The organism is Rhodococcus sp. SJ-3, from assembly GCF_051918125.1.
GTDB lineage: Bacteria > Actinomycetota > Actinomycetes > Mycobacteriales > Mycobacteriaceae > Rhodococcus.
The window spans coordinates 3733554-3756449 of sequence record NZ_CM123306.1; the positions used below are offsets into that span (position 1 = coordinate 3733554).

Sequence of the window (22896 nt, forward strand, 5' to 3'; positions counted from 1 at the left end):
AAGGGGCCTTCGGCCTCGCAACCGAAAGGTCATTTCGTGAACAATCCCCTCGTTCGAGACATCGGCATTCTCATCGCGCGGCTGGGCCTCGGAATCATCCTGTTGACCCACGGCCTGCAGAAGCAAACGGTGTGGGGCCAGTCCGGTACTTCCGCCGCGTTCGAGGGTATGGGTGTGCCCGCGGCCTCGGTGAGTGCGTTCGTTGCGACGTGGGTCGAGATCCTCGGCGGCATCGCACTGATTCTCGGTCTGCTGGTGCCTGTCTTCGGCGCGCTGCTGTTCCTCGTCATGGCGGGTGCGTTCGTCATCGTTCACGTCGGAAACGGCGTCTATGTCGCCGACGGCGGCTTCGAGCTCGTCGCTGCGCTCGGCCTCGGGGCGCTGCTCCTTGCTGTCGTGGGTGCGGGTCGTTTCAGCATCGACCACATTCTCGGGCCCAAGCTTCCGTTCCTCGCGCAGTCGGCGCAGGCGCAGCGGGCGCCGGCTCGCAGCGCCGTGTAGTCGATCCCGTCGATCGGGCGGCGACTGTCGATCGCAGCCGGAGGGCGCATTGTGGGTGATTCTTCACCCGCGATGCGCCCTTCTCTCGTTTCCACCCGACATCCGCGGTGTCGCCCGAGGCAGGAAGATCAACGGCATTCCTGGCCGGCCGTAGGAAATTCATCGAAATCGAGAACAATGTAACTCCGGCCACAATACCTGCGAATCCCGTTGGCCGATGAGCTTTGTATCAGCACGAGTTGTGATTGAAAATATCGGTTTATCACCGAATGGTTACGCACATAATCCCTGGTGAACTGGGTGTAGTTGCCATATCAATTCACGTTCGTTACCGTGCCGTGATCACAGTCGTCGTCTGTCTGGAATTGTTGTGTCACCCTTCACCAAGATCAACCGAATCAAATCGCCGGTGTTCTTCGCGCTCGTTGCGGCATTGTTCGTAACCATTGCGGCCGGCGGGATCACCGCGCTCGTCAAGCACAAGGACGTCACGCTCGACATCGACGGAGAGCAACGAGCCTTCGGCACGATGAGCTCGAACGTCGGCGACATCCTTGCCGCTGCCGGATACCAGGTGGAGGAGCACGACGTCGTCGCCCCGGCCGTCGATTCCGCCGTGTCCGACGGGGACACCATCGTGTTGCGCCAGGCCCGCGAGGTCACGCTCACCGTCGACGGTGCGGAGCGCACCGTGTGGACCACTGCGCTCACCGTCGACGAAGCTCTCGCGCAGTTCGAGCTGAACGACGACGTGTACGTGTCGGCTTCCCGTTCGCACCGTCTGCCGCTCGACGGCACCGAACTCGAGGTCGTCAATCCCAAGACCGTGCAGTTCGCCGACAACGGCGCGCCCGCCGCGCCCGTGCGCCTCGCGGCACCCACCGTGGGTGAGTTCTTGACCGCGCACAATGTTGCCCTCGAGCAGGCCGACAGCGTGAACGTCCCGGCCGATGCCGCGCTCGAAGAGGGCATGGAGATCGTCGTGACCCGCGACCGTGTCGAGAGCCGCATCGAGACCCTGCCGATCGAGGCCCCGCAGAACCGGGTCGACGATCCGAACATGACCGAGGGCGAGACCGCACTCGACAACCCGGGTGTTCCGGGTGAGCGTTCCGTCACCTTCGACGTCCACACCGTCAACGGTGTCGAGGTCGGCCGTACCGAGACCGCGTCGACGGTTCTCTCCGAACCTCAGCCCGCGATCCTTCGGGTCGGCACCATGCCCAAGCCTGCAGTTCCCGCATCCGGCCGGGCATCCACGTGGGACGCCCTTGCGCAGTGTGAGGCCACCGGAAACTGGGCCATCAACACCGGAAACGGCTTCTACGGAGGCCTGCAGTTCACGCAGCAGACCTGGGCCGGGTTCGGCGGAACCGAGTACGCTCCGCGCGCCGATATGGCCACCCGCGAACAGCAGATCGCCGTCGCCGAGAAGGTTCAGGCAGCACAGGGCTGGGGTGCATGGCCGTCATGCACCAGCAAGCTCGGCCTGCGCTGAGGCGACATGCCGCCGACTCCGGTGCGCTAGGTTCGCCTCGTGCAAGCAGACGATTCAGACGCCACCCCGGCTTCTCCGCGCGGCCTCGCCGCGTTGCTCGGCCCCGCAGAGGTCCGGACTCTCGCGGAGGAGTTCGGGGTGCGTCCGACCAAGCAGCTGGGCCAGAACTTCGTGCATGATGCCAACACGGTGCGGCGCATCGTGTCGGCCGCGGGAGTCGGCCCCGACGACGTGGTGCTCGAGGTCGGGCCGGGGCTGGGGTCACTGACCCTGGCCCTGCTGGACGTCGTCGACCGCGTGGTCGCGGTGGAGATCGATCCCAGGCTGGCCGAGCGCCTGCCTGCGACGGTCGCTGCGCGTGCCCCGCAACTCGCCGGTCGCCTCGATGTCGTGCCGATGGATGCGATGAAGGTTTCGGTGGACGATCTCCCGTCGCAACCGACCGCGCTCGTCGCGAATCTCCCCTACAACGTGGCTGTGCCGGTGCTGTTGCACCTGTTCGCCGAAATTCCGTCATTGCGCACTGCCCTGGTGATGGTGCAGCTCGAAGTGGCCGATCGTCTTGCGGCGCAACCGGGTAGCAAGGTCTACGGCGTGCCGAGCGTGAAGGCCCGATACTTCGGCGATGTCCGGCGCGCGGGTTCGGTCGGGCGTTCGGTGTTCTGGCCTGTGCCGCAGGTCGAGTCGGGCCTCGTGCGCATCGACCGTTACGAAACCCCGCCGTGGCCCACTGATCCGGCGCACCGCAAGGCGGTCTTCGCGGTGGTGGACGCGGCATTCGCTCAGCGGCGAAAGACGTTGCGCGCAGCGTTGAGTGGTTGGGCCGGCTCGCCCGCAGACGCCGAACGGCGCCTGGTCGCAGCGGGTATCGAGCCGTCGACGCGGGGGGAGAGGCTCGATGCAGCCGCCTTCGTCCGGCTGGCGTCGATCGCAACTGAGGGTTGAGTCACCTTGCGGTGGCATCGAGACCCGATGTGTGCTCTACTTGAACCTGGTCGTTAGGTAGTGTGTTTGTGGTTAACCCTCGCACATTTCTAGTTGCGAGCGGATGCGATACCACCACGGAATCGGTTCAGCCGTCGAGTGACAGACCCGGAAGCCGAGACCGGCTTCCGACGAGACAGGGCGGCAACTGTGCGTCCTGCCTGTAAGTGAAGGAACAGCAATGGCTGAAGGTACTGTGAAGTGGTTCAACGGCGAAAAGGGCTTCGGCTTCATCGCTCCGTCCGACGGTTCGGCTGACGTCTTCGTGCACTTCTCCGAGATCCAGGGCCGCGGCTTCCGCACCCTCGAGGAGAACCAGCGCGTGAGCTTCGAGATCGGCCAGGGCCAGAAGGGCCCGCAGGCCACCGGCGTCAACGTCATCGGCTGATACCAGGCTTCTCATCATCAGGGCCGGCACCCGTTTCGGGTGCCGGCCCTGATGTGTTGTTGCCGAGAACCGAAGTGCGTCAGCCGATGACGGCGCCGTGCCCGACGATGCCGACGTTCGACGAACCGGTCGACGACCCTGCTCCGTCGGCCGAACCGGTGGCGATCCCAGCGGATCCCGTCGGGGGGTTCACGCAGTCGACCATGTTCAACGACCGCAGAACGAGATCGCCCAGGGAGCACACGCGAGGTGCAGGTGCGGGCTCCGCCGACGCAGGGCCTGCTGTGCCCAGAGCAGCTGCCAGTGCGAGCGCTCCGACCGCGACGGTGCTTCGCAGAACTCGTCTCATGTATTTCCTCCAGATCCGGCGCCGTGACGTGATGACGGCGATCGCCCGAGCATAGATGCGCCCGATGTTCACGCGCGCGTGTACCTCTCCGCGAGAAACCGGAGCCGCTCGCTCTGCGCCCGGCACGCATCGCGGAGGCCGGCGGGTTCGAGCACCGTGAAGTCCACGTCGAAGGCGACGAGCCACTCGGCGATTCTCTCCAGGGACTGTCCGCCGAGCACGAGTGCGCATGTTCGTGCGTCGACCTGCTCGAGGGTCCCCCATCTGTCGTCGACCATCGGGGTGATCGTCTCGAACGGTGCGTGCAGCAGCACCCTCGCGGTTACCGGTGCTGCGCCACGCGTGATGCCCCGCGAGACGAACTCGGCAGCACCTCCAGGCGGGAGCTCGCGCGGAACGAACCGCGGGCCGGTGGGGATCTTCGGTTCCATGCGGTCCACGCGGAACGAGCGCCAATCCTCGCGTGCGAGGTCCCACGCGACGAGATACCAGCGCAGTCCCGCACGCACCACCCGGTACGGCTCCACCTCCCGGCGCGAGGCCGTGTCGTCGTGGGAGTGGTAATCGAAGCGCAAGCGCTCGTGGCGGTGACAGACGGCCGTCACGGTCGCGAGCAGCTCGGCGTCGACCGCGGATGCCACCGGGCCACGATCGACGACGTCGATGTGCAAGGATTCGAGCCGGTGCTGCAACCGTGACGGCATGACCTGCCTCAGTTTGGTGAGTGCACGTGCTTCGGCGTCCCCGAGGCCGGTGACCGCGTCGTTGGTGCCGGAACGCAACGCGAGTGCGACGGCCACGACCTCGTCGTCGTCGAGCAGCAGCGGCGGCATCTCGGCGCCCGCGCCGAGCCGGTAGCCGCCGCCGACGCCGACATTCGCATCGACGGGGTAGCCGAGGTAGCGGAGCTTCTCGACGTCGCGTCGGACCGTGCGGGTGGTGATCTGCAGACGCTCGGCGAGTTCGGTGCCGGACCATTCCCGTCGCATCTGCAGGAGCGACAGCAGACGCAACAGGCGGGCGGAGGTTTCGCGCATGATCAGACTGTGTCACGAATAACGGACGACTTCCGTCCTCGATTGTGGTCGTTGCCGGTCCCGCAGCGCGGGTAAGCTGTGTATTCGTGCTTTCCGTCGTCCCCGCCTCCGTCAGCGTGAGGGCTCCGTCCAAGGTCAACCTGCACCTCGCGGTCGGGGACCTCCGCCCCGACGGCTATCACGACCTGCGCACAGTGTTCCAAGCGCTGTCGCTGCACGACGAGGTGACCGTCGCCCCCGCAGGAACTCTCCGCGTCGAGGTCCGTGGACCCGACGCGGGTTCGGTGCCCACCGATTCGTCGAACCTCGTCTGGCGTGCCGCGGAGATGCTCGCCGAACGCGCCGGACGCACACCCGACGTCGAGATCACCATCGACAAGGGGATCCCCGTTGCCGGAGGCATGGCGGGCGGAAGCGCCGACGCGGCCGCGACGCTCGTCGCCCTCGACGCGCTGTGGAGGACCGGAGCAAGCCGCGACGATCTCGACGAGATCGCCGCACTGCTCGGCAGCGACGTGAACTTCTGCCTGCACGGTAATACCGCACTCGGAACCGGACGCGGTGAACAACTCGTGCCCGTCCTGTCGCGCGGCACCTTCCACTGGGTGCTCGCGATCGCGAAAGAAGGCCTGTCCACGCCCGTCGTCTTCCGCGAACTCGACCGGCTGCGCGCCAGCGGTGACCCGCAGCGCGTGGGCGACACCGACGATCTGCTGCATGCGCTCGGCGCCGGTGACGCTCGCGCGCTCGCTCAGTTGCTCGGCAACGACCTGCAATCGGCCGCGTTGTCGTTGAACCCCGGTCTGCGTCGCACCCTGCGCGCAGGGGTCGAAGCGGGAGCTCTCGCCGGCATCGTGTCCGGCTCCGGGCCCACCTGCGCATTCCTCGTAGACGATCAACGCGCCGCGGTCGAGGTGAGCGCCGAGCTCGCGGGCGCCGGGGTGTGCCGAACCGTGCGGATCGCGTCCGGCCCGGTGCCGGGCGCGCGCATCGTCGATCACGATCGGTCCTGACACCCCATTCCCGATACACCGATTCACAACTCCGGAAGGCTCTGCACCACGTGGCGAATCTGATCAACCTCGAACAGGTCTCGAAATCCTTCGGTATCAAGCCGTTGCTCGACTCCGTGTCGCTCGGGGTCGAAGAGGGCGAGCGCATCGGCGTGGTCGGCCTCAACGGCGGCGGCAAGACCACGATGCTCGAGGTGCTCGCCGGCCTCGAGGAGCCGGACTCCGGTCGTGTCAGCCGGGTTGGTGGCCTGCGCATGGCGGTGGTCACCCAGCGCGGCGTGCTTCCCGAAGGCTCGACCGTCGGTGACGTCGTGCTCGGTCCCCTCGACGTAGCCGAACACGAGTGGGCGGGTGACGCGCGCATCCGCTCGGTGCTCGCCGGGATCGGCATCGACAAGCTCGGTCTCGACGCCGTCGTCGACGGACTGTCCGGCGGTGAACGGCGACGGGTCGCGCTCGCTGCCGCGCTCGTGCAAGAACTCGATCTGCTCGTGCTCGACGAGCCCACCAACCACCTCGATGTCGAGGGAGTGCAGTGGCTTGCCGAGCATTTGCTGTCGCGACGCAGTGCGCTCGTCGTCGTGACCCACGACCGGTGGTTCCTCGACACCGTTGCGAACCGTACGTGGGAAGTGGTCGGCGGCAAGGTCGAGGCATACGAAGGCGGCTACAACGACTGGATCTTCGCGCGGGCCGAGCGCGCCCGTCAGGCCGACGCCATGGAGGAGCGGCGTCAGAACCTGGCGCGCAAGGAGTTGGCGTGGCTGCGTCGCGGCGCTCCCGCACGCACGTCCAAGCCCAAATATCGCATCGAGGCTGCAGAAGCGCTCATCGCCAACGTGCCGCCGCCGCGTGATTCGGTGGCCCTCGCGTCGTTCGCGAAGCGCAGGCTGGGGCGTGTCGTGATCGAGCTGGAGGACGCCACCTTGGCCACTCCGGACGGCCGTGAACTCGTCCACGATCTGACGTGGCGGCTCGGCCCGGGGGAGCGGATCGGTCTCGTCGGCGTCAACGGATCCGGGAAGACGACGTTGCTGCGCACACTCGCCGGCGAGCGCGAGCCCGCATCCGGCAAGCGGATCGAGGGGCAGACGGTCGAGATCGGCTGGCTACGGCAGGAACTCGACGATCTGCCCACCGACATGCGGGTGCTCGACGCGGTCAAAGACGTGGCCGAACGAATCATGCTGGGCGACAAGGAGGTATCGGCGGGTCAGCTGGCGGAGAGGCTCGGGTTCACCCCTGCCCGCCAGCGCACTCCCGTCGGCGACCTCTCCGGTGGTGAACGACGTCGCCTGCAACTGACGCGCGTACTCATGGCAGAGCCCAATGTGCTGCTGCTCGACGAGCCAACCAACGATCTCGACATCGACACCCTCCAGCAACTCGAAGACCTGCTCGACAACTTCGCAGGGACCCTCGTGGTCATCAGTCACGACCGGTACCTGATCGAGCGGATCTGCGACTCGACATGGGCGCTGTTCGGCGACGGCAAGCTCACCAACTTGCCGGGCGGTATCGAGGAGTATCTGCGTCGACGCGCGGCGATGGGTGACGGTGGGGTGCTGTCGGTGGCGTCCCAGGTGTCGAAGGGGGCAGAAGCGTCGGCGCCGAAGCGGGACGGCGCCGCGGAGCGTGCTGCGCGTAAGGAACTCTCACGACTCGAGCGGGCGATCGCCAAGCTCGACGAGCGCGAATCGAAGCTGCACGTGCAACTGGCCGACGCGGCAACCGATCCCGACCGCTTGCAGAAGCTCGATGCCGAGCTGCGTCAGGTGGTCGCGGACAAGGAAGCGGCCGAGGAGCAGTGGATGGAGCTCGCCGACACGCTGGACTGACGCGGCGAACGGTTTCCACCCCCCCACAGGGCAAGGAAAGTCTTCCGGGTCCATGTTTTCCCCTTGACCTCGAGTCTGCTCGAGGTTGCAGGCTGGGCGCAGTCAGTTGAACACGCCCATCAGGAGAGAAACATGTCTGTCACCCGAACATCGTCTGTTTCATCGACATCCGTGTGGTCGCGCGAATACGGGCGGCCCACGGTCGTCGTCGCCTCGGTCCTCGCTGCGTTGATCGCCAACCTCGTGCTCTGGCTGGTCGGCCTGCTGGCCGGTGGATCGTTCGAGCACACCGACGCCGGGACGGTCGCGAGCGCGGCGCCGGGCGGCGTGGTGCTCATGACCGTCGTTCCGCTCACCGTCGGGCTCACCGTCGCCGCTCTGCTGAGTCTGTGGTGGAATCCGATCGTGCGGATCGCCCAGGTGGTCGGGGCGCTGCTGCCGCTCGCAACGATCCAGGGGACGCTCAGCGCGGACTTCGACGCGGCGAGCACCGTCACCCTCGTGCTGATGCACGTCGTCATCGCTGTGGTGGCCGTGCTCGGGCTGGAGAAGATGCGCGTCCGTGTCTAGTGTCGGACCCCGAGAGACCGTGGCCTGGCTCGGGTGAGGCAGGTACACCACAATTGGGCAGGTACACACAGAAACGACGGTGTGTATCTGTCCAATTCGCCCGCGGTTGCGTGTCTACGAAGTCGTCGGTGTGACAGTCAGACTGCCGCCGCGGTCGACGATGTGCACGCTGGTGCCGATGATGTCGGCGCCCGCAGCGAGTACTCGGGCCCCCGCCGCGTCGGTATGACCTGCGACGCGACGCCCATCCGGGGTCGCGCCGATGAGGAAGCCGATCGAAGGGTCGCCATCACGGCCGAATTCTGCTGTGGCTGTGATTATCTCGACCTCACCTGAATAGTCGACCGCGACCTCCGTCGCCGACGCGGGCATCAGTACCGGTTCCGGATCGCCGATGTACCCGTCGGTGTGCGGTGCGCATCCGAGCGCCACGACGTGCTGGTAGGTGAGATACCCGCCGTTGCCGTGGACGAGGGCGAGTTCACCGTCGACACGCAGCCGACGCGCGATCGCGACGATCGAATGCAGTGTGTAGCTGTTCAGTGGCCCACCGAAGAACGAATGGCCTCCGGTGACGGTCGGGACGGTGTCGCGGGGCAGACCCAGGTGCTCGACGAGCAATTTGGGGACCACCGGAAAACAACTGTATGCATCGATGATGTCGAAGTCGCTTGCGCGGAGGTCTGCGCGGTCGAGGAGGCGACGGAGGGCGTCGGCGAGTGCGGCGGACCGGTCGAGATCGGCGCGGGAGAGCACGTCCGCCGGTTCGGTCGCGCCTGCACCACCCCAGACGTAGAGAATGCGTTCGTCGGCCACCCCGAGTTCACGTGCCGTCGCCAGCGAGGTGACGACGACGGCTGCGGCCTGGTCGACGAACGGCATCGCATTCATCAGCAGGGGATACGGGTCGGTCACCGCGCGGTTCTTCGGTCCGACCGTGCGGATGTCCTCGGAGGTGCGTGCGTCCGGATTCCACGAGGCCGGATTGTCCGCGGCGATCGCGGAGAACTTACCGTAGAGCTCAGCGGACCATTCGATCGACTTTTCGCGGGAGTGCCCGAGGCGGCTGCTGAACCGGTTCTCGAAGAGCGGATACACGCGTGTGGGGGCCACCATCCCGGCGCGCTGCATTGCCGCACTGCCCAGGTCGTCGGGATCGAACGCCGGTGGTCCGCCAGGCGCGGTGACCCAGCCGAGTGCGCTCGGGTCGGTCCCGGCCTTGAGGGCATTGGTGACCGAGGCTTGTGCCTCGCCGCCGACGAGCAGCGCGACGGAGCTGGTGCCTGCCGCAATATCGTGTGCGATCCGGTCGAGCAGCGCTGCGGGCCAGTGACCCCCTATCGGGCTCGTCGACGTGTGCTCGGGGGTGGCGCCGATGCGTTCGGCGAGCAGGCCGGGGAGATCGTCGTACGACCAGCTTGCGGTCTTCACGGCGCGGACGGTGTCGATGCGGGAGGCGAGGTCGGCGGCGCCGGTGTCGGCCAGCGCGGCGCGCGTCGCTTCGAGAATGAGGTCGAGTGGCTCTCGTGGGTCGGCGGGCAACCCGGCGCGTCCGGATCGCAGGTCGCCGACACCGATGACGACGGGTGTGTGTGCCGGATCTCTCATCGCTGCTGCCTCTTGGTGGTCGGGTAATGGCACCCGGAGCGTAATACGGACTGATCGAGTCTGTATATCGGGGGCGGTCTGGCACACTCATGGCGTGACCGACCTCCCCGCTCCCCGCCGACGCGGCAGGCCCCGCGACGCCGACCTCGAGGGCCGGGTCTTCGACGCCGTGCTCGAGGTCTACGCCGAGACGAGTTGGCGCGGCTTCACTCTCGATGCGGTCGGGCGCAGAGCGCGTGTCGGCCGCGCGGCGCTGTATCGCAGGTGGGACACCAAGGACGACCTCCTGGTCCACGCACTCGAAGCCCGCAGTCCGCTTCCCGAACCGATCGACACCGGTGCGTTGCGCTCCGACCTCATCGAATTGGCGCGACAACTCCTGCGCGGATATCGCACCCCGTCAGGACTGGTCAGTCTGCGGGTGGCGCTCGATTCGCGAGTGAACCCGGAGCTGCTCGCCCGCTTGACCGCGACGCTCAATCGCAGTCGGGTTCTCGCGGCCCGCACCATCGTGCACCGAGCGGTCGACCGCGGCGAACTCGATTCCGGGACTTCCGTGACCTTACTGCTCGAGATGGTGACCGGCGCGGTGCTCAGTCACGCCCTGTTCGGGCTGTCCGAACCCGCGCCCGGCGACGACGACGCCTACGCGGTGCTCATCGTCGATGTGGTCCTGCGGTCGCTGGAAATACCGGCAAGGTCTCCGGGCCCGAGCATCGGTACCGGTCTGTGACCGAAATGCAATCGAGCTGACCGGCGGGTCTTCGAATCGGACTCCGCGAGATGGTGATCCGGGCTAGCCTGACAACAGACAGCCGGTGATGGGAGATCAGCGATGGATCTGGAGGCCACGGAACAGATCGCGCAGGTCAAGTATCGCTACGCGCGAACTCTCGATACCAAGAACTGGGAGGAGCTCGCCGACACTCTCGTACCCGAGGCCACCGCGGTATACGGCGAACATCTCAGTTTCGAATCTCGCGAGGTCTTCATCAACTTTCTCGAGAACACGCTCGGCCTCCACATGGTCACGGAACACCACTGCAGCCACCCCGAGATCCGGATCGACGAGAGCGGCCGAACAGCAACGGGGACCTGGCTGCTCGCTGATACCGTCATCGTTCCGGAAGACGGCATGATTCTGCGCGGGTCGGCGTACTACCACGATCGGTACGTCCGTTGTGACGACGGCGCCTGGCGGATCGTGCACACAGGATACGAACGTAATTGGGAGACGGTCGTTTCTCTCGCGGACATGCCCTCGTTCCGGCTCAGCAGCAACAAATGGGCACTGCTCCAGCAGCCTCCGCGCGCGTCCTGAATCGCCCGAGGCGGTGAGACGTTCGAAAGGAGAGATGTCCATGGCAACCCCGGACGGCACGCTGTTTCCCCCGGCAGGCGCGATCCCGTATCTCACGGTGGGGCGCGGCCGTGACGCAATCGACTGGTATGTAAGCGCGTTCGGCGCAACGCTGCATGGCGAGCCGATCTTCATGGACGACGGCAGGCTCGGCCACGCCGAACTCGGGTTCCCGACCGGGATGGTCTATCTTGCCGAGGAGTTCCCGGAAATGGGCCTGACCGCACCGGCCGGGGGAGCCACCTCGGTGAGCTTGATGCTTCCGGTCGTCGATACCGACACCGTTCTCGAGCGCGCCCGTGCAGCCGGAGGCAGGGTCGAGCGCTGGATCTCGGAAAACCACGGTCACCGTAACGCCACATTGATCGACCCGTTCGGGCATCGGTGGATGCTCGTCGGTCCGCTGACCGGAGACCCGATAGGTGAACCCTGACCTCGGCGGTGCCGTACCTCACGTCTGTTTCGCATGCGCCCGGTAGGCTCCCGCCCGTGAAAGAGTCGTTCATCCGCACCCGAGTCGCCGACGGTGTCGCCGAGGTGCAACTCGACCGGCCCGAAGCGCTCAACGCGCTGAACCCGTCGATGATCCGGGACATGCATGCTGCGCTGCTGCAGTGGCGCACCGACCCGTCCGTCACGGCGGTGCTCGTCACGAGCCGGTCCGATCGGGCCTTCTGTGCGGGCGGCGACATCAAACCTGCTCGCAATGCGGTGCTGGCGGGGGACTTCGACGCAGTGCGGAAATCCTTCGCCGCCGAGTATCGGCTCGACGAACTCGTAGCCACCTACCCGAAGCCGTATCTCTCGGTTCTGGACGGTGTCACCCTGGGCGGCGGGCTCGGGATCTCGGTGCACGGCGCGGTGCGGGTGGTGACGGAGAGGGCGTCGTTCGCGATGCCCGAGACGGCGCTCGGCTTCATCCCGGATGTCGGGTCGAGCCATTTCCTTCCCCGATTGAGGGGCACCGCCGTACGTTGCGACGCCGTCGGAATGTACCTCGGCGTGACGGGGACCCGCATCGGTGCCGGCGACGCGCTCGCGGTGGGTCTGGCCACCCATTTCGTACCACGCGACCGCGTCGATGATCTTGTCGACCGTATCCGCGCGGGAGACTGGCGGGCAGCACTCGACGAATTCGTCGCTCCCGCACCCGAATCCGAACTGGAGAAACGCTTCGCTGATATCGAGACGGTGTTCGGTGACGGAACGATCGACGACATCCTGAGCCGGCTCGCGGCGACCGACGCGGACATCGACCCAGAGTGGGCCGAGCGGACGTATGCGGCCCTTCGCGCCGCGTCGCCGACCAGCGTGCGTGCCACCGTGGAACTGTTGCGCCGTGGCGCCGAGAGCACTCTCGAAGAGTGCCTGGCACGCGAGCTCGAGGTGGCTGTGCGGATCAGCGCGGTACCCGATTTCGTCGAGGGCGTGCGCGCTGTGCTCATCGACAAGGACCGCTCACCGCGATGGTCGCCCCCTCGGATCGAGGAGGTCGATCCGGCGACCATCGCCGCATTGTTCAGCTGAGCGGTACAGCGGTCGCGAGTGGTTCAGCGCGTGAAGCGGTTCGGAGATTGCAGATCGACCACGATCGGCTGACCACCGAGCATCGCGTGGATCTCGGGCTTCTCGAGCCCGCCCGCCACGAGGTATTCACCGAGCAGTTGCAGCAGTTCGTCATTGTCGATCGTCGGGTCGGTGCCGTGGGACGAGCGTGAACCGAGCTCGCCGTGGGCCAGACGGGCCGCGATCCGCACCGACGCGACACCCATCGAATTGCGGCGGGCGGGCACGCTGGACTTCGAAGCAGTGCCGAGTGTGCTCGACGCGGCGGAGGTATCGGCGGTCGAGCCGTTGGTGCCGGTCGTGCTGCCGTTGGTGCTGGTGCTCGTCACCGAGGACGTCCCTTCGTTCGTGGTTCCGGCGCCCACCCCGCCGGCCGGGTTGCGGTCGATCGCGTGCACACCTGGGGTATCACCCGGGGTGAGCACCGTCATCGGTGTACTGCTCGGGAGCGGCGTGCTCGGCAGCGGGTAGACGAAGGTGCCCGACCGCTTCGGGCCCTTCGACCGCTCACCCGAGCGGGAATGACCGGCCTCGGCGGTGCTGGACTCGGTCGTGCCGCTGTTGGGCTGTTCACCCGATGGCACGGACGATGCATCGTCGTTCATGACAAGCTCCTGAAATCACCCGAGCGTGCGTGCTCGACGGCAGCAAATTACCAGCCGGAGGGTGTCCGCGTCACCCCGTATGTCCGGTATCTGCTGTTCCGGGGTCAGTCCGTCGCAGCGACCAAGGGCTCGAGGGTGAGTTCGGGAAGCTCCTTCTGGATGTACTGCAGCCGCCATTTGTCGCTGACGAGTGCAAGCAACACGCCGTCGGACCGCTCGAACACCTCGACACCGCGCTGACGGTTGAGTTCGATGGTCGACTCCGCATCCGTGCGGCGGGCCAGCGCGTATCCGAGCGGCTCGATCTTCGGGTCGACGTTGTACTCGGCCTTCATCCGCGCCGCGACCACCTCGAACTGCATGGGGCCGACGGCCGCCATCACCGGCGACGCATCGCCTCGGATGTCGTTGCGGAGGATCTGCACGACGCCTTCGGAATCGAGCTGATCGACGGCCTTGCGGAACTGCTTGTACTTCGAGGCGCTCTCGGCCCGCAGGATCGCGAAGTGCTCGGGTGCGAACGACGGGATGGGCGGGAACTCGACCTTCTTGTCGACGAACAGGGTGTGGCCGGGCGCGAGGGCCGTGGCGTTGACCAGGCCCACCACGTCGCCCGGATAGGCGTTCTCGACGGTAGTGCGTTCGCGCCCGAACACGGTCAGTGCGTACTTCGTCGCGAACGGCTTGCCGGTCTGGGCGTGCGTGACGACCATCCCGCGCTCGAAGACACCCGAGACGACGCGCATGAACGCGAGACGGTCGCGGTGGGCGGTGTCCATTCCGGCCTGCACTTTGAACACCACGGCGCTGAACGGGTCGTCGACGTCGCGGGGAGTGTCGTCGATCGCCAGGCGGGCCCGCGGCGGCGGGGCCAGCGCGACGAGCGTGTCGAGGATCTGACGGACACCGAAGTTGAGCATGGCGGAGGCGAAGATCACCGGCGACGTCTGGCCTCCCAGGAACAGTTCCTGGTCGTGATCCTGCCCGCTCGCCGACAGCAGTTCGGATTCCTCGGCGGCCTCGGCCCAGGTGTCGCCTTCGCGCTCGAGCGCGACCTCGGGGGTCAGGTGTTCCTCGGGTGCAATCTTCGCGCCACCTGCGGTGCGCGTGAACTTGATGTATTCGACGGCTTCGCCTGCGTGCGCGTCGAGACCGCGACGCAAGAGTCCGCGGAAGTCACCCGCGATGCCGACCGGCCAGAACAACGGGGTCGGGGTGAGTCCGATTCGTTCGCTGATCTCGTCGAGCAATTCGAGTGGCGTCTGACCGGGGCGGTCCCACTTGTTGATCACCGTGATCACCGGAATGCCGCGGTGGCGGCACACCTGGAACAGCTTCAACGTCTGCGGCTCGAGGCCTTTCGCGGCGTCGATGAGCATCACGGCCGCGTCGACCGCGGTGAGCACGCGGTAGGTGTCCTCGGAGAAGTCGGAGTGGCCGGGGGTGTCGACGAGGTTGATGACGTTGACGGTGTCGACACCGTCCGCCGACTCCGGGGCCTCGGACGACGAATAGTTGAACTGCAGCGCGGTGGAGCTGACGGAGATGCCTCTGGCCTTCTCCATCTCCATCCAGTCGGAGACGGTGGACTTGCGACCGGCCTTGCCGTGTACGGCGCCGGCCTCCGAGATGACCTTCGCGTGCAGTGCGAGGGCCTCGGTGAGAGTGGACTTACCGGCGTCCGGATGGGAGATGACGGCGAATGTGCGCCGACGCAGCGCTTCGGAACGGACTTCGTTCGACGAAGGGGGCTTCGCGGCGTTGGTGGATTCGCTGGCGGAGGCGGGCGGGGTACTCAACGCGGAAACCTCTCGAAACTTTTTGGTCGGTGTTCTATCGCAGGCAACTCCTCCATGTTACTAGGCGATTCGGTGTCGTTTTCCCGCAGATTCGATCACGTTTCCCAGGGGACGCTTCCGATCGCTCATTTTCGGGCCACCCTGATTCGTAAGGCCGGGATTTCGGCACGGGAAGGCCCGTGCGCATCGGAGCGAGGAGTGTTCGTGAGCAGGTTCACTGATGAGATGTATGCGACGGGGCGCGAGAGCACACGGGGTCTGGTCACCGGCGAGCCGGACTCGCCGCGGCGACAAACCTGGAAGCAGATCCACGAGCAGGCACGGTGCATGGCGGGGTGTCTGGCTGCGAACGGGGTCGCACCGGGCGATGCGGTCGCGATCCTGGCCGGGTTCCCGGTCGACATCGCCCCGATCAGCCAGGGCGTGTGGATGCGCGGCGCGAGCATCACGATGCTGCACCAGCCCACCCCGCGCACCGATCTCGATGGGTGGACGCGAGACACCGAGACCGTATTGCGCATGATCGGCGCGAGGGTCGTGGTGCTCGGCGCACCGTTCGACATCGCCGAACCGCTGCTGCGTGAGCGGGGCATCGACGTCGTCACCACCTCGGAACTGCGCGCAGGCACAGCGATCGACCCCGTCGACACCGCAGAATCCGACATCGTGCTGCAGCAACTGACCTCCGGCTCCACCGGGTCACCGAAAGCCGTGCAGATCACGCACGAGAACTTCTACGTCAACGCGTATGCGATGTTCGAACGCATCAAGTTCTCGCTCGACGACGACGTCATGATCAGTTGGTTGCCGCTGTTCCACGACATGGGCATGGTCGGATTCCTCAGCGTCCCGATGCAGATGGGCGGCGAGGTGGTGTCGGTGACTCCGCTCGACTTCCTGCGGACACCGATGCTGTGGGCGGATCTCATCACCAAATATCGTGGAACAGTCACGGCAGCACCGAATTTCGCGTACTCGTTGCTGGCCCGCAAACTGGCGCAGGCCGAGGACGGTGCGGTGGATCTGTCGTCGGTCAAGTGGATGTGGAACGGGGCCGAACCCGTGGACCCCGACACCATGGACGCTCTCGCCGAGGCAGGTGCCCGGTTCGGGCTCGACCCGATGGCACTTGCCCCGGTCTACGGGATGGCGGAGACGACGCTGGCGGTATCGGTACCCGACCCCGGCCACGGCCAGGTGCTCGATGCCGTCGACCCGGATCTGCTCGAGTCGGGTGGGATGGCCGTGCCGTCCGTCCACTCGAATGCCCGCAGGTTGCCGACGCTCGGGCACCTCGTTTCCGGTCTCGAAGGCAGAATCGTCGGTAACGACGGGCAGGAACTTCCTACCCGAGGGGTCGGGGTCATCCAGTTGCGGGGCACAGCCGTCACACACGGATACGTCACGGTCGACGGTCCTGTATCCGCGCAGGACAGCGACGGCTGGCTCGATACCGGTGACGTCGGCTACTTCACCGAAGAAGGTCTCGTTGTCGTGTGCGGCCGGGTCAAGGACGTCATCATCATGGGCGGACGCAACATCTATCCCACCGATATCGAGCGCGCCGCGTGCGGCGTGGCCGGGGTACGACCGGGTAACGCGGTCGCGATCCGGCTCGATGCCGGCGACAAGCGGGAATCCTTCGCGGTGGCGGTCGAGACCAACCTCATCGACGACCTCGACGAAGTGCGCCGTATCGAGCACGAAGTGGTCCATGCGGTGTGTGCGGAAGTGGGAGCGCGCCCCCGCACGGTTGCAGTGGTCGGCCCCGGCAACATCCCGAAGACATCGTCGGGCAAGCTCCGCCGCGGGACGTCGGCATCATTGCTCCGGCGCTGACGTGGCACGACGCCCGGCCCGCCCGGAGGTTCCGACGACGAGGACGGTGAGTGCGGTGAGGACACCACCGATCCATAGAATGCTCGTCGGCGACAGCGCATCGACGGCAAGCCCACCGATCAGAGCACCCGCTGCGATCGAGAGGTTGAACGCCGAGACGAACAGTGAACTCGCGGCCTCCACGGCGTCCGGAGCCGACCTGAACATCCAGGTCTGGAGGGTGACAGGCACTGCGCCATAGCCCAATCCCCAGAGGGCGAGCATGCCTGCCGCGGAGAAGGCTGTGGCGTCGCTGACCGCGACCGCGACCATGGCGACGGTGAGGACGAGCGAGATTCCCAGTGCGGTCTGTGGCAACCATCTGTCGACCAGGGCTCCCGCAATGAAATTGCCGCAGAGACCGGCGACACCGAACACGAGAAGCAGCATGCCGATCGATCCGCCGTCCACGCCGCTGCCCTGGAGGACGGGGCGCAGAAATGTGTACGCCGTGAAGTGGCCGGTGATGAGCAGGACCGTCATCGTGATTCCCACACGCACGCCTGCGTTGCTCCGGAACACCCCGGGCAGGTCGGTGAGGCCGAGGGTGCGCTGCGGTGGCAGCCGAGGTATCAGGAAAAGCATGGCCGTCAGCGCGACAAGGCCGAGGACGCCGACCGCGCCGAACGCTGTGCGCCAGCCGCTGAGGTCGCCGAGGAACGTGCCGGCAGGCACCCCGAGAACGGACGCGGCTTCGACACCGCTGAAGATCACGGCGGTGGCACGCACGACGTGCCGCTGCGGCACCAGTCGGAGGGCGATGCCCCCGGCCAGCGCCCAGAAACCTCCGACGCTGATGCCGATGAGGAACCGGGCGACCAGGAGGACCGCGAAATCTGTTGCGAAGGCCGATGCGAGATTGGCGGCCCCCATCATGCCGATCAGCAGAGCCAGGACCAGCCTGCGGTCCATCCGCCCGGCGGCCACTGTGATCAGGGGCGCGGAGAGGGCGGCGACGAGACCGGGAATTGTCACCATCAGCCCGGCGCGACCTTCGGACACGTCGAGGGCATCGCCCACGGGAGTGAGCAGTCCGACGGGGAGCAGTTCGGATGTCATGAGGGAGAAGATGCCCAGCGTCACCGCCAGGACGGCGAGCCAGCCCTTCAGTGGTGAGGGGCCGGCTGCCGTCCCACTCGGTGCCGCGGGGTCGGCTGACGCCGAGGGTGGCGGACATGATTCCGCCTCCGCGGTCACAGCGCCCCGGGCGTCTTGCGGGTCGTCACGTTCATTCGGTTCCAGGTGTTCACCGTGAAGATCAACGCGATGAGCTGGGCGAGTTCTGTCTCGTCGAACTCGTCGGCGACCTCGTCCCAGACCTCGTCGGAGACGCCGCCTGCCAATTGTGTCATCGCCTCGGTGAGGGCCAGTGCCGCACGTTCTTTCGTGGTGAAGACGCTGGATTCCTCCCATGCGCTGAGCTGGTAGATCCGTTCCTCCCGCTCACCCGCCCGGCGCGCGTCGGATGTGTGGTAGTCGATGCAGTATGCGCAGCGGTTGATCTGCGATGCACGGATCTGGACCAGTTCGAGCAGTACCGGGTCGAGACCGACGCGAGCGGCGGCGTCGAGGGCGAGGACGGCTTTGAAGATTCTCGGCGCGACCTGGGCGAAATCCATGCGCTGGGCTACGTGAAAAGTTGTCATGTCATAAAGCTAAGTCCGGTATTGACCATTGGTATGGTTCATTTCGATGACGAATTCTGGGGTCAATTCACCGACGGGCAGTGATCTGCATCTGGAGCTGTCCGGCTCCGGAAGCCTGCGCTCCCAGCTTCTGCACGCCTTGCGGGAGGCAATCCGCTCGGGTCGCCTCCCACCGGATACCCGGCTACCGTCCTACCGGGCACTCTCCGCCGATCTCGGCATAGCCCGGAACACCGCGGCCGAGGTCTACTCCGAGTTGGTGGAAGAAGGGTGGTTGACGGCGCGGCAGGGTTCGGGGACCCGGGTGGCCCGGCGAGTTGCTCCACCGGCACCTGTCCGGCGGCGACCTCGGCCGTCGTCTCGCCGCCCGATCCACGACCTGGCGCCGAGTTCCCCCGACGCGTCGGCTTTTCCGCGGGCCGCCTGGTCGACGTCGGCCCGCCGGGCGATCAACGCGGCACCCAGTGAAGCATTCGGGGTAGGAGATCCACGAGGTCGCCCGGAACTGCGCGATGCTCTCGCCGACTATCTGGCGCGGGCCCGGGGAGTACGCGTCGATGCCGAACTCATCGTGATCTGTGCCGGCTTCGCCCACGCGCTGCAGTTGCTCGGGCCGCTGTTGCCCGGCACCGTTGCCGTGGAATCCTACGGGCTGGCATTCCACCGAGATCTCATCGCGGGCGCGGGGATACGAACCGTACCGCTGTCCATCGACGAGCACGGCGCCCGCGTAGGCGACCTGTCCGAGACATCGGCGGGTGCGGTTCTGCTCACCCCCGCACACCAATACCCGACCGGTGGTCCATTGCATGCCCTGCGCCGGGCCGCGGTGGTGGACTGGGCGCGCACGGTGGACGGCCTGATTCTGGAAGACGACTACGACGGAGAGTTTCGCTACGACAGAGAACCGATCGGTGCGGTACAGGGACTGGACCCGGACCGTGTGATCTACCTCGGGTCGATCAGCAAGAGTCTGTCGCCGTCCCTGCGCCTGGGGTGGATGGTATTGCCGGACCGAATGATCGACGACGTTCTCGCCGTGAAAGGGAGACGTGAACTCTGGTCGAGCGCGTGGGATCAGCTCACCTTGGCCGACTTCATCACGTGCGGTGCCTACGAGCGACACCTGCGCCGCATGCGCGGTGTCTACCGGCGACGCCGGGACCACCTGGCGGCCGCGCTCACCGTGCACGCCCCGCACCTGCGGGTCAGCGGAATCGCGGCCGGTCTGCATGCCGTGCTCGAACTGCCGGAAGGTACGGAACACGCCACTCTCACGGCCGCTCGCAGACAGGGTGTGGCCGTCGACGGATTGTCCGCCTACCGGCACCCCGACAGCACGATGCCGCACCTCGACGGGCTTGTCGTCGGCTACGGCACACCGGCCGAACACGCCTTCTCGTCGGCATTGGAAGCCCTGTGCCTGGCACTGCCTCCGGCGCCGTAGGAGTCAGTGGATGCGGTTCTGTGCGCCCTCGAGGCCGAGTTTCAGGAGCAGTTCGACGGCGTCGGCGCCCTCCTCGCACAGCACACCGAGATCTTTGCGCTCGGCGGAGGAGAACGGCTTGAGTACGAAGTCCGCCGGATCCTGACGGCCCGGCGGCCGGCCGATCCCCATGCGCACTCGCAGGTAGTCCTTCGTGCCGAGCGCCGACGACGTGGACCGCAGGCCGTTGTGCCCGTTCTCACCGCCGCCCTGCTTGAGCCGGATCGTGCCGTAATCGAGATCGAGTTCGTCGTGGATCACGATGATGTTTCCCGGCGAGACCGAGAAGAACTTCGCGAGACCTGCGACCGGACCACCCGACACGTTCATGTACGTGCGGGGCTTCGCGATGATGACCTGTCGCCCGTCGAGGCGTGCCTGCACGATCTCGGCGTTGCTCTTCTTGTGTGCGCTGAACTTCCCGCCGACCCGATCGGCCAGCACATCGGCAACCATGAAACCGATGTTGTGCCGGGTGGTCTCGTACTTGGGGCCGGGATTTCCCAGCCCTACGACGAGCGCGGTGTCCTCGCTCACGTGCGGGTCCTTCCTCGAATCATGTGTGGCGGTGTTCCGCTCGGTAGAACGCGCGTGCGGCGCGCCATCCCGAAGGATGACGCGCCGCACGAAAGACTTCACTGAGCCCGAAAGGTTCACGCAGTCGAGGCTCAGGCCTCTTCTGCTGCACCCTCGGTCTCGTCGGTTGCTTCTTCGGCGCTCGCCTGAGCAGCGGCCTCGACGATGTTCACGAGCAGCAGCTCGGGATCGTCCTGCAGGGTCGCGCCCGCGGGAAGCTCGACGCCACCGGCGAGGATCTGGGTGCCGATGGGAGCGCTCTCGACCGACACCGAGATCTCCTCGGGGATGTTGAGGGCGTCGGCCTCGAGCTTGATGGTGCTGACCTCGTGGACGACCAGCGCGCCGGGGCCTGCAATACCGGTGAGGACGACGGGAACCTCGACGGTGACCTTCTCGCCCTTCTTCACGACGAGCAGGTCGGCGTGCTCGATGTTGCGGCGGATCGGATGCGTGGTGACGGACTTGGTGAGGGCGAGCTGCTCGGTGCCGTCGACCTCGAGGGTCAGGACGGCGTTGGTGCCGTGGTTACGCAGGACAGCGGCGAACTCGAGGCCGGGAAGCGACAGGTGCTTGGGATCGGTGCCGTGGCCGTAGAGGACGGCGGGGATCTGGCCTGCACGGCGGGTGCGACGGGCTGCGCCCTTGCCGAACTCGGTGCGGACAGCGGCTACGAGACGGTTCTCGTTGGACATGGTGCAACGGCTCCTACGCTAGTGAACTCTCACGGGGTCGGTCTTCTCGGCGAATGCGGGACCGGACACGCGCGGCAGTAGGAGCGCTTCTACGCTCTGACGGAGCCGCAGCCGCGTCGATCACGGTGAGCCAGCGATAACGCGGTTCACCCTCGCCGAGACAACTCGACATACTTTACCGGATCCGATTGCGCAATGCGAACGGGCCTCATCATGCGAGGGAGCGAACGGCGGCGAGGAAACGATCGACGTCGGCGGGGGAGACGAAATAGTGCGGCGACGCGCGCACCACGGCATCGAGTTTCCGCTGTGACATGTCGAGCAGAGTGGAGCTGCGTGAGCTGACGGTGACGGTGATCGACTGCTCGGCCAGCGCGTCGCGTACCGCGCTCGGTTCGATCCCGTCGACGGTGAACGAGACGATCCCGTTGAGCGGTGCGCCGCGATCGTGCACGGTGACGCCCGGGATCCGCTCGAGCCCGTCTCGGGTGTGCTCGGCGCGATAGCCGATGGCCTCCGCCACGGCATCGATTCCGAGATCGAGCAGGTAGTCGATCGCGACGCCGAGTCCCAGCCGGGCCGCGACGTCGGCCTCCCACATCTCGAAGCGCGACGCGTCGGACGCGAGTTCGTAGGTGTCGGGCGACGTCCACGTCGCACTGTGCAGATCGATCGGCGCCGGCTCGAGGTCGGCGATCAGTCGCGGCCGCACGTAGAGGAACCCGGTGCCCCGAGGGCCGCGCACCCATTTGCGGCCGGTCCCCGAGAGCGCATCGACGTCCAGTTCGGGCACGCTCACGGGAAGCTGCCCCACCGATTGGCATGCGTCGAGCAGCACCAGCGCGCCCACGGCGTGGGCGGCGTCGGCGACCTCGCGGACCGGGTTGACCAAACCGCCGTTGGTCGGTGCGTGCACGACCGAGACGATCTTGACGCGCTCGTCGAGCAGTCCGCCCAGTGCCTGGGTGTCGATGCGGCCGTCGCTGTCGGAAGGAACCACCTCGACGCTCGCGCCGGTGGCGCGGGCGCGTTGCAGCGCTGCGACTGCGTTGGCGGCGTACTCGGCCTGTGACAGCAGGATGCGGTCGCCCGGCTCCAGCGGCACCGCGTAGAAGAACGACGTCCATGCCCGCGACGCGCTGTCGGACAACGCTATGGAGGCGCCATCGACCCCGAACAGGCGTCCGAGGGAGGTCTTCACCCCGGCCAGGTCGTCGAGGCGCTCGTTGGCGGCTGCGTATCCGCCGATCTCGGCCTCGCGTCGCAGATGGGCGACGACGGTGTCGACCACCGGAGTCGGTGGGAGCGACGAGCCCGCGCTGTCGAGAAACACCCGGTCGAAACAACCGGGGGTATCGCGCCGGGCCTGCTGCACGTCGAGCATGAAGGTGGCCTCCATTTCCTGTCGGCAAGATCCTTCGACCGAATCTAGTGTGGTCAGTGCGCCGCCGGAGCGTTCTACGGGCGTTGCGGCGATGCGCGCGTTAGGCTCGCTCAGT

23 protein-coding genes are annotated in these 22896 nt (G+C 66.6%); 13 read left to right on the plus strand and 10 right to left on the minus strand.

Features of this window, described 5'->3' with window-relative positions:
• Nucleotides 1-36 precede the first annotated feature (36 nt).
• The 4 genes from ACTDXD_RS17415 to ACTDXD_RS17430 all read left to right on the plus strand — a co-directional run bounded on the left by ACTDXD_RS17415 (nucleotide 37) and on the right by ACTDXD_RS17430 (nucleotide 3371).
• On the plus strand, nucleotides 37-501 hold the full coding sequence (locus ACTDXD_RS17415; RefSeq protein WP_440123557.1) for a DoxX family protein: 465 nt from the start codon (nucleotides 37-39) through the stop codon (nucleotides 499-501).
• A gap of 370 nt (nucleotides 502-871) precedes the next feature.
• Nucleotides 872-1999, plus strand: coding sequence for a transglycosylase family protein (locus ACTDXD_RS17420; protein WP_440123558.1), 1128 nt, complete (start codon nucleotides 872-874; stop codon nucleotides 1997-1999).
• A 39-nt stretch (nucleotides 2000-2038) separates the two neighbouring features.
• On the plus strand, nucleotides 2039-2944 hold the full coding sequence (gene rsmA / locus ACTDXD_RS17425; protein ID WP_440123559.1) for a 16S rRNA (adenine(1518)-N(6)/adenine(1519)-N(6))-dimethyltransferase RsmA: 906 nt from the start codon (nucleotides 2039-2041) through the stop codon (nucleotides 2942-2944).
• A 220-nt stretch (nucleotides 2945-3164) separates the two neighbouring features.
• Complete coding sequence (locus tag ACTDXD_RS17430) at nucleotides 3165-3371, plus strand: cold-shock protein (RefSeq protein WP_006553820.1); 207 nt, start codon at nucleotides 3165-3167, stop codon at nucleotides 3369-3371.
• 79 nt (nucleotides 3372-3450) lie between these two features.
• Here the strand turns inward: ACTDXD_RS17430 and ACTDXD_RS17435 are convergent, their stop codons facing one another.
• Nucleotides 3451-3720 (minus strand): hypothetical protein, encoded by a 270-nt coding sequence (locus ACTDXD_RS17435; protein ID WP_440123560.1) that lies wholly within the window; start codon nucleotides 3718-3720, stop codon nucleotides 3451-3453.
• A gap of 68 nt (nucleotides 3721-3788) precedes the next feature.
• Nucleotides 3789-4757, minus strand: coding sequence for a helix-turn-helix transcriptional regulator (locus tag ACTDXD_RS17440; protein WP_440123561.1), 969 nt, complete (start codon nucleotides 4755-4757; stop codon nucleotides 3789-3791).
• An 86-nt stretch (nucleotides 4758-4843) separates the two neighbouring features.
• Between ACTDXD_RS17440 and ACTDXD_RS17445 the strand changes: the two genes are divergently transcribed.
• The 3 genes from ACTDXD_RS17445 to ACTDXD_RS17455 all read left to right on the plus strand — a co-directional run bounded on the left by ACTDXD_RS17445 (nucleotide 4844) and on the right by ACTDXD_RS17455 (nucleotide 8178).
• The gene (locus ACTDXD_RS17445; protein ID WP_440123562.1) at nucleotides 4844-5770 is read left to right on the plus strand and encodes a 4-(cytidine 5'-diphospho)-2-C-methyl-D-erythritol kinase; all 927 of its coding nucleotides are present in this window, start codon (nucleotides 4844-4846) and stop codon (nucleotides 5768-5770) included.
• A gap of 50 nt (nucleotides 5771-5820) precedes the next feature.
• A complete protein-coding gene (locus tag ACTDXD_RS17450; RefSeq protein ID WP_440123563.1) occupies nucleotides 5821-7608 on the plus strand; it encodes an ABC-F family ATP-binding cassette domain-containing protein in 1788 nt (595 codons plus the stop codon).
• Nucleotides 7609-7740: 132 nt separating this feature from the next.
• Nucleotides 7741-8178 carry a DUF6069 family protein gene (locus tag ACTDXD_RS17455; protein WP_440123564.1) on the plus strand — a complete coding sequence of 146 codons (438 nt, stop codon included), beginning with the start codon at nucleotides 7741-7743 and terminating at the stop codon, nucleotides 8176-8178.
• 114 nt (nucleotides 8179-8292) lie between these two features.
• On the opposite strand, the gene ACTDXD_RS17460 is transcribed toward ACTDXD_RS17455, so the two are convergent.
• Nucleotides 8293-9786: an acetyl-CoA acetyltransferase gene (locus ACTDXD_RS17460; RefSeq protein ID WP_440123565.1), complete on the minus strand. Its 1494-nt coding sequence runs from the start codon at nucleotides 9784-9786 to the stop codon at nucleotides 8293-8295.
• Between the two features lie 94 nt (nucleotides 9787-9880).
• Between ACTDXD_RS17460 and ACTDXD_RS17465 the strand changes: the two genes are divergently transcribed.
• From ACTDXD_RS17465 to ACTDXD_RS17480, 4 genes are all read left to right on the plus strand, one after another.
• Nucleotides 9881-10519, plus strand: coding sequence for a TetR/AcrR family transcriptional regulator (locus ACTDXD_RS17465; RefSeq protein WP_440123566.1), 639 nt, complete (start codon nucleotides 9881-9883; stop codon nucleotides 10517-10519).
• Nucleotides 10520-10621: 102 nt separating this feature from the next.
• Entirely contained in the window at nucleotides 10622-11107 is a 486-nt protein-coding gene (locus ACTDXD_RS17470) for a nuclear transport factor 2 family protein (protein ID WP_440123567.1), read from the plus strand.
• Nucleotides 11108-11147: 40 nt separating this feature from the next.
• A complete protein-coding gene (locus ACTDXD_RS17475) occupies nucleotides 11148-11579 on the plus strand; it encodes a VOC family protein (protein WP_440123568.1) in 432 nt (143 codons plus the stop codon).
• A gap of 56 nt (nucleotides 11580-11635) precedes the next feature.
• Nucleotides 11636-12673, plus strand: coding sequence for an enoyl-CoA hydratase/isomerase family protein (locus ACTDXD_RS17480; protein ID WP_440123569.1), 1038 nt, complete (start codon nucleotides 11636-11638; stop codon nucleotides 12671-12673).
• Nucleotides 12674-12696: 23 nt separating this feature from the next.
• Here the strand turns inward: ACTDXD_RS17480 and ACTDXD_RS17485 are convergent, their stop codons facing one another.
• Nucleotides 12697-13317, minus strand: a complete 621-nt coding sequence (locus ACTDXD_RS17485) for a hypothetical protein (RefSeq protein WP_440123570.1) — start codon at nucleotides 13315-13317, stop codon at nucleotides 12697-12699.
• A 104-nt stretch (nucleotides 13318-13421) separates the two neighbouring features.
• Nucleotides 13422-15116 carry a peptide chain release factor 3 gene (locus ACTDXD_RS17490; RefSeq protein WP_440123571.1) on the minus strand — a complete coding sequence of 565 codons (1695 nt, stop codon included), beginning with the start codon at nucleotides 15114-15116 and terminating at the stop codon, nucleotides 13422-13424.
• 204 nt (nucleotides 15117-15320) lie between these two features.
• On the opposite strand from ACTDXD_RS17490, the gene ACTDXD_RS17495 reads away from it, so the two are divergent.
• Entirely contained in the window at nucleotides 15321-16955 is a 1635-nt protein-coding gene (locus tag ACTDXD_RS17495) for a fatty acyl-AMP ligase (protein ID WP_440123572.1), read from the plus strand.
• On the opposite strand, the gene ACTDXD_RS17500 is transcribed toward ACTDXD_RS17495, so the two are convergent.
• Both ACTDXD_RS17500 and ACTDXD_RS17505 read right to left on the minus strand, forming a co-directional pair.
• Nucleotides 16938-18191, minus strand: a complete 1254-nt coding sequence (locus ACTDXD_RS17500; RefSeq protein WP_440123573.1) for an MFS transporter — start codon at nucleotides 18189-18191, stop codon at nucleotides 16938-16940. The genes ACTDXD_RS17495 and ACTDXD_RS17500 overlap by 18 nt on opposite strands.
• The gene (locus ACTDXD_RS17505; protein WP_440123574.1) at nucleotides 18188-18640 is read right to left on the minus strand and encodes a carboxymuconolactone decarboxylase family protein; all 453 of its coding nucleotides are present in this window, start codon (nucleotides 18638-18640) and stop codon (nucleotides 18188-18190) included. The genes ACTDXD_RS17500 and ACTDXD_RS17505 overlap by 4 nt, the downstream gene beginning before the upstream one ends.
• Nucleotides 18641-18686: 46 nt before the next feature.
• Here ACTDXD_RS17505 and pdxR point away from each other — a divergent pair, with 46 nt between their 5' ends.
• The gene (pdxR, locus tag ACTDXD_RS17510; protein ID WP_440123575.1) at nucleotides 18687-20087 is read left to right on the plus strand and encodes a MocR-like pyridoxine biosynthesis transcription factor PdxR; all 1401 of its coding nucleotides are present in this window, start codon (nucleotides 18687-18689) and stop codon (nucleotides 20085-20087) included.
• Between the two features lie 3 nt (nucleotides 20088-20090).
• Here the strand turns inward: pdxR and pth are convergent, their stop codons facing one another.
• From pth to ACTDXD_RS17525, 3 genes are all read right to left on the minus strand, one after another.
• Nucleotides 20091-20663, minus strand: coding sequence for an aminoacyl-tRNA hydrolase (gene pth, locus ACTDXD_RS17515; protein ID WP_440123576.1), 573 nt, complete (start codon nucleotides 20661-20663; stop codon nucleotides 20091-20093).
• A 131-nt stretch (nucleotides 20664-20794) separates the two neighbouring features.
• Nucleotides 20795-21397, minus strand: a complete 603-nt coding sequence (locus ACTDXD_RS17520; protein WP_440123577.1) for a 50S ribosomal protein L25/general stress protein Ctc — start codon at nucleotides 21395-21397, stop codon at nucleotides 20795-20797.
• A gap of 211 nt (nucleotides 21398-21608) precedes the next feature.
• Nucleotides 21609-22781, minus strand: a complete 1173-nt coding sequence (locus ACTDXD_RS17525; protein ID WP_440127677.1) for an aminotransferase class V-fold PLP-dependent enzyme — start codon at nucleotides 22779-22781, stop codon at nucleotides 21609-21611.
• Nucleotides 22782-22896 lie beyond the last annotated feature (115 nt).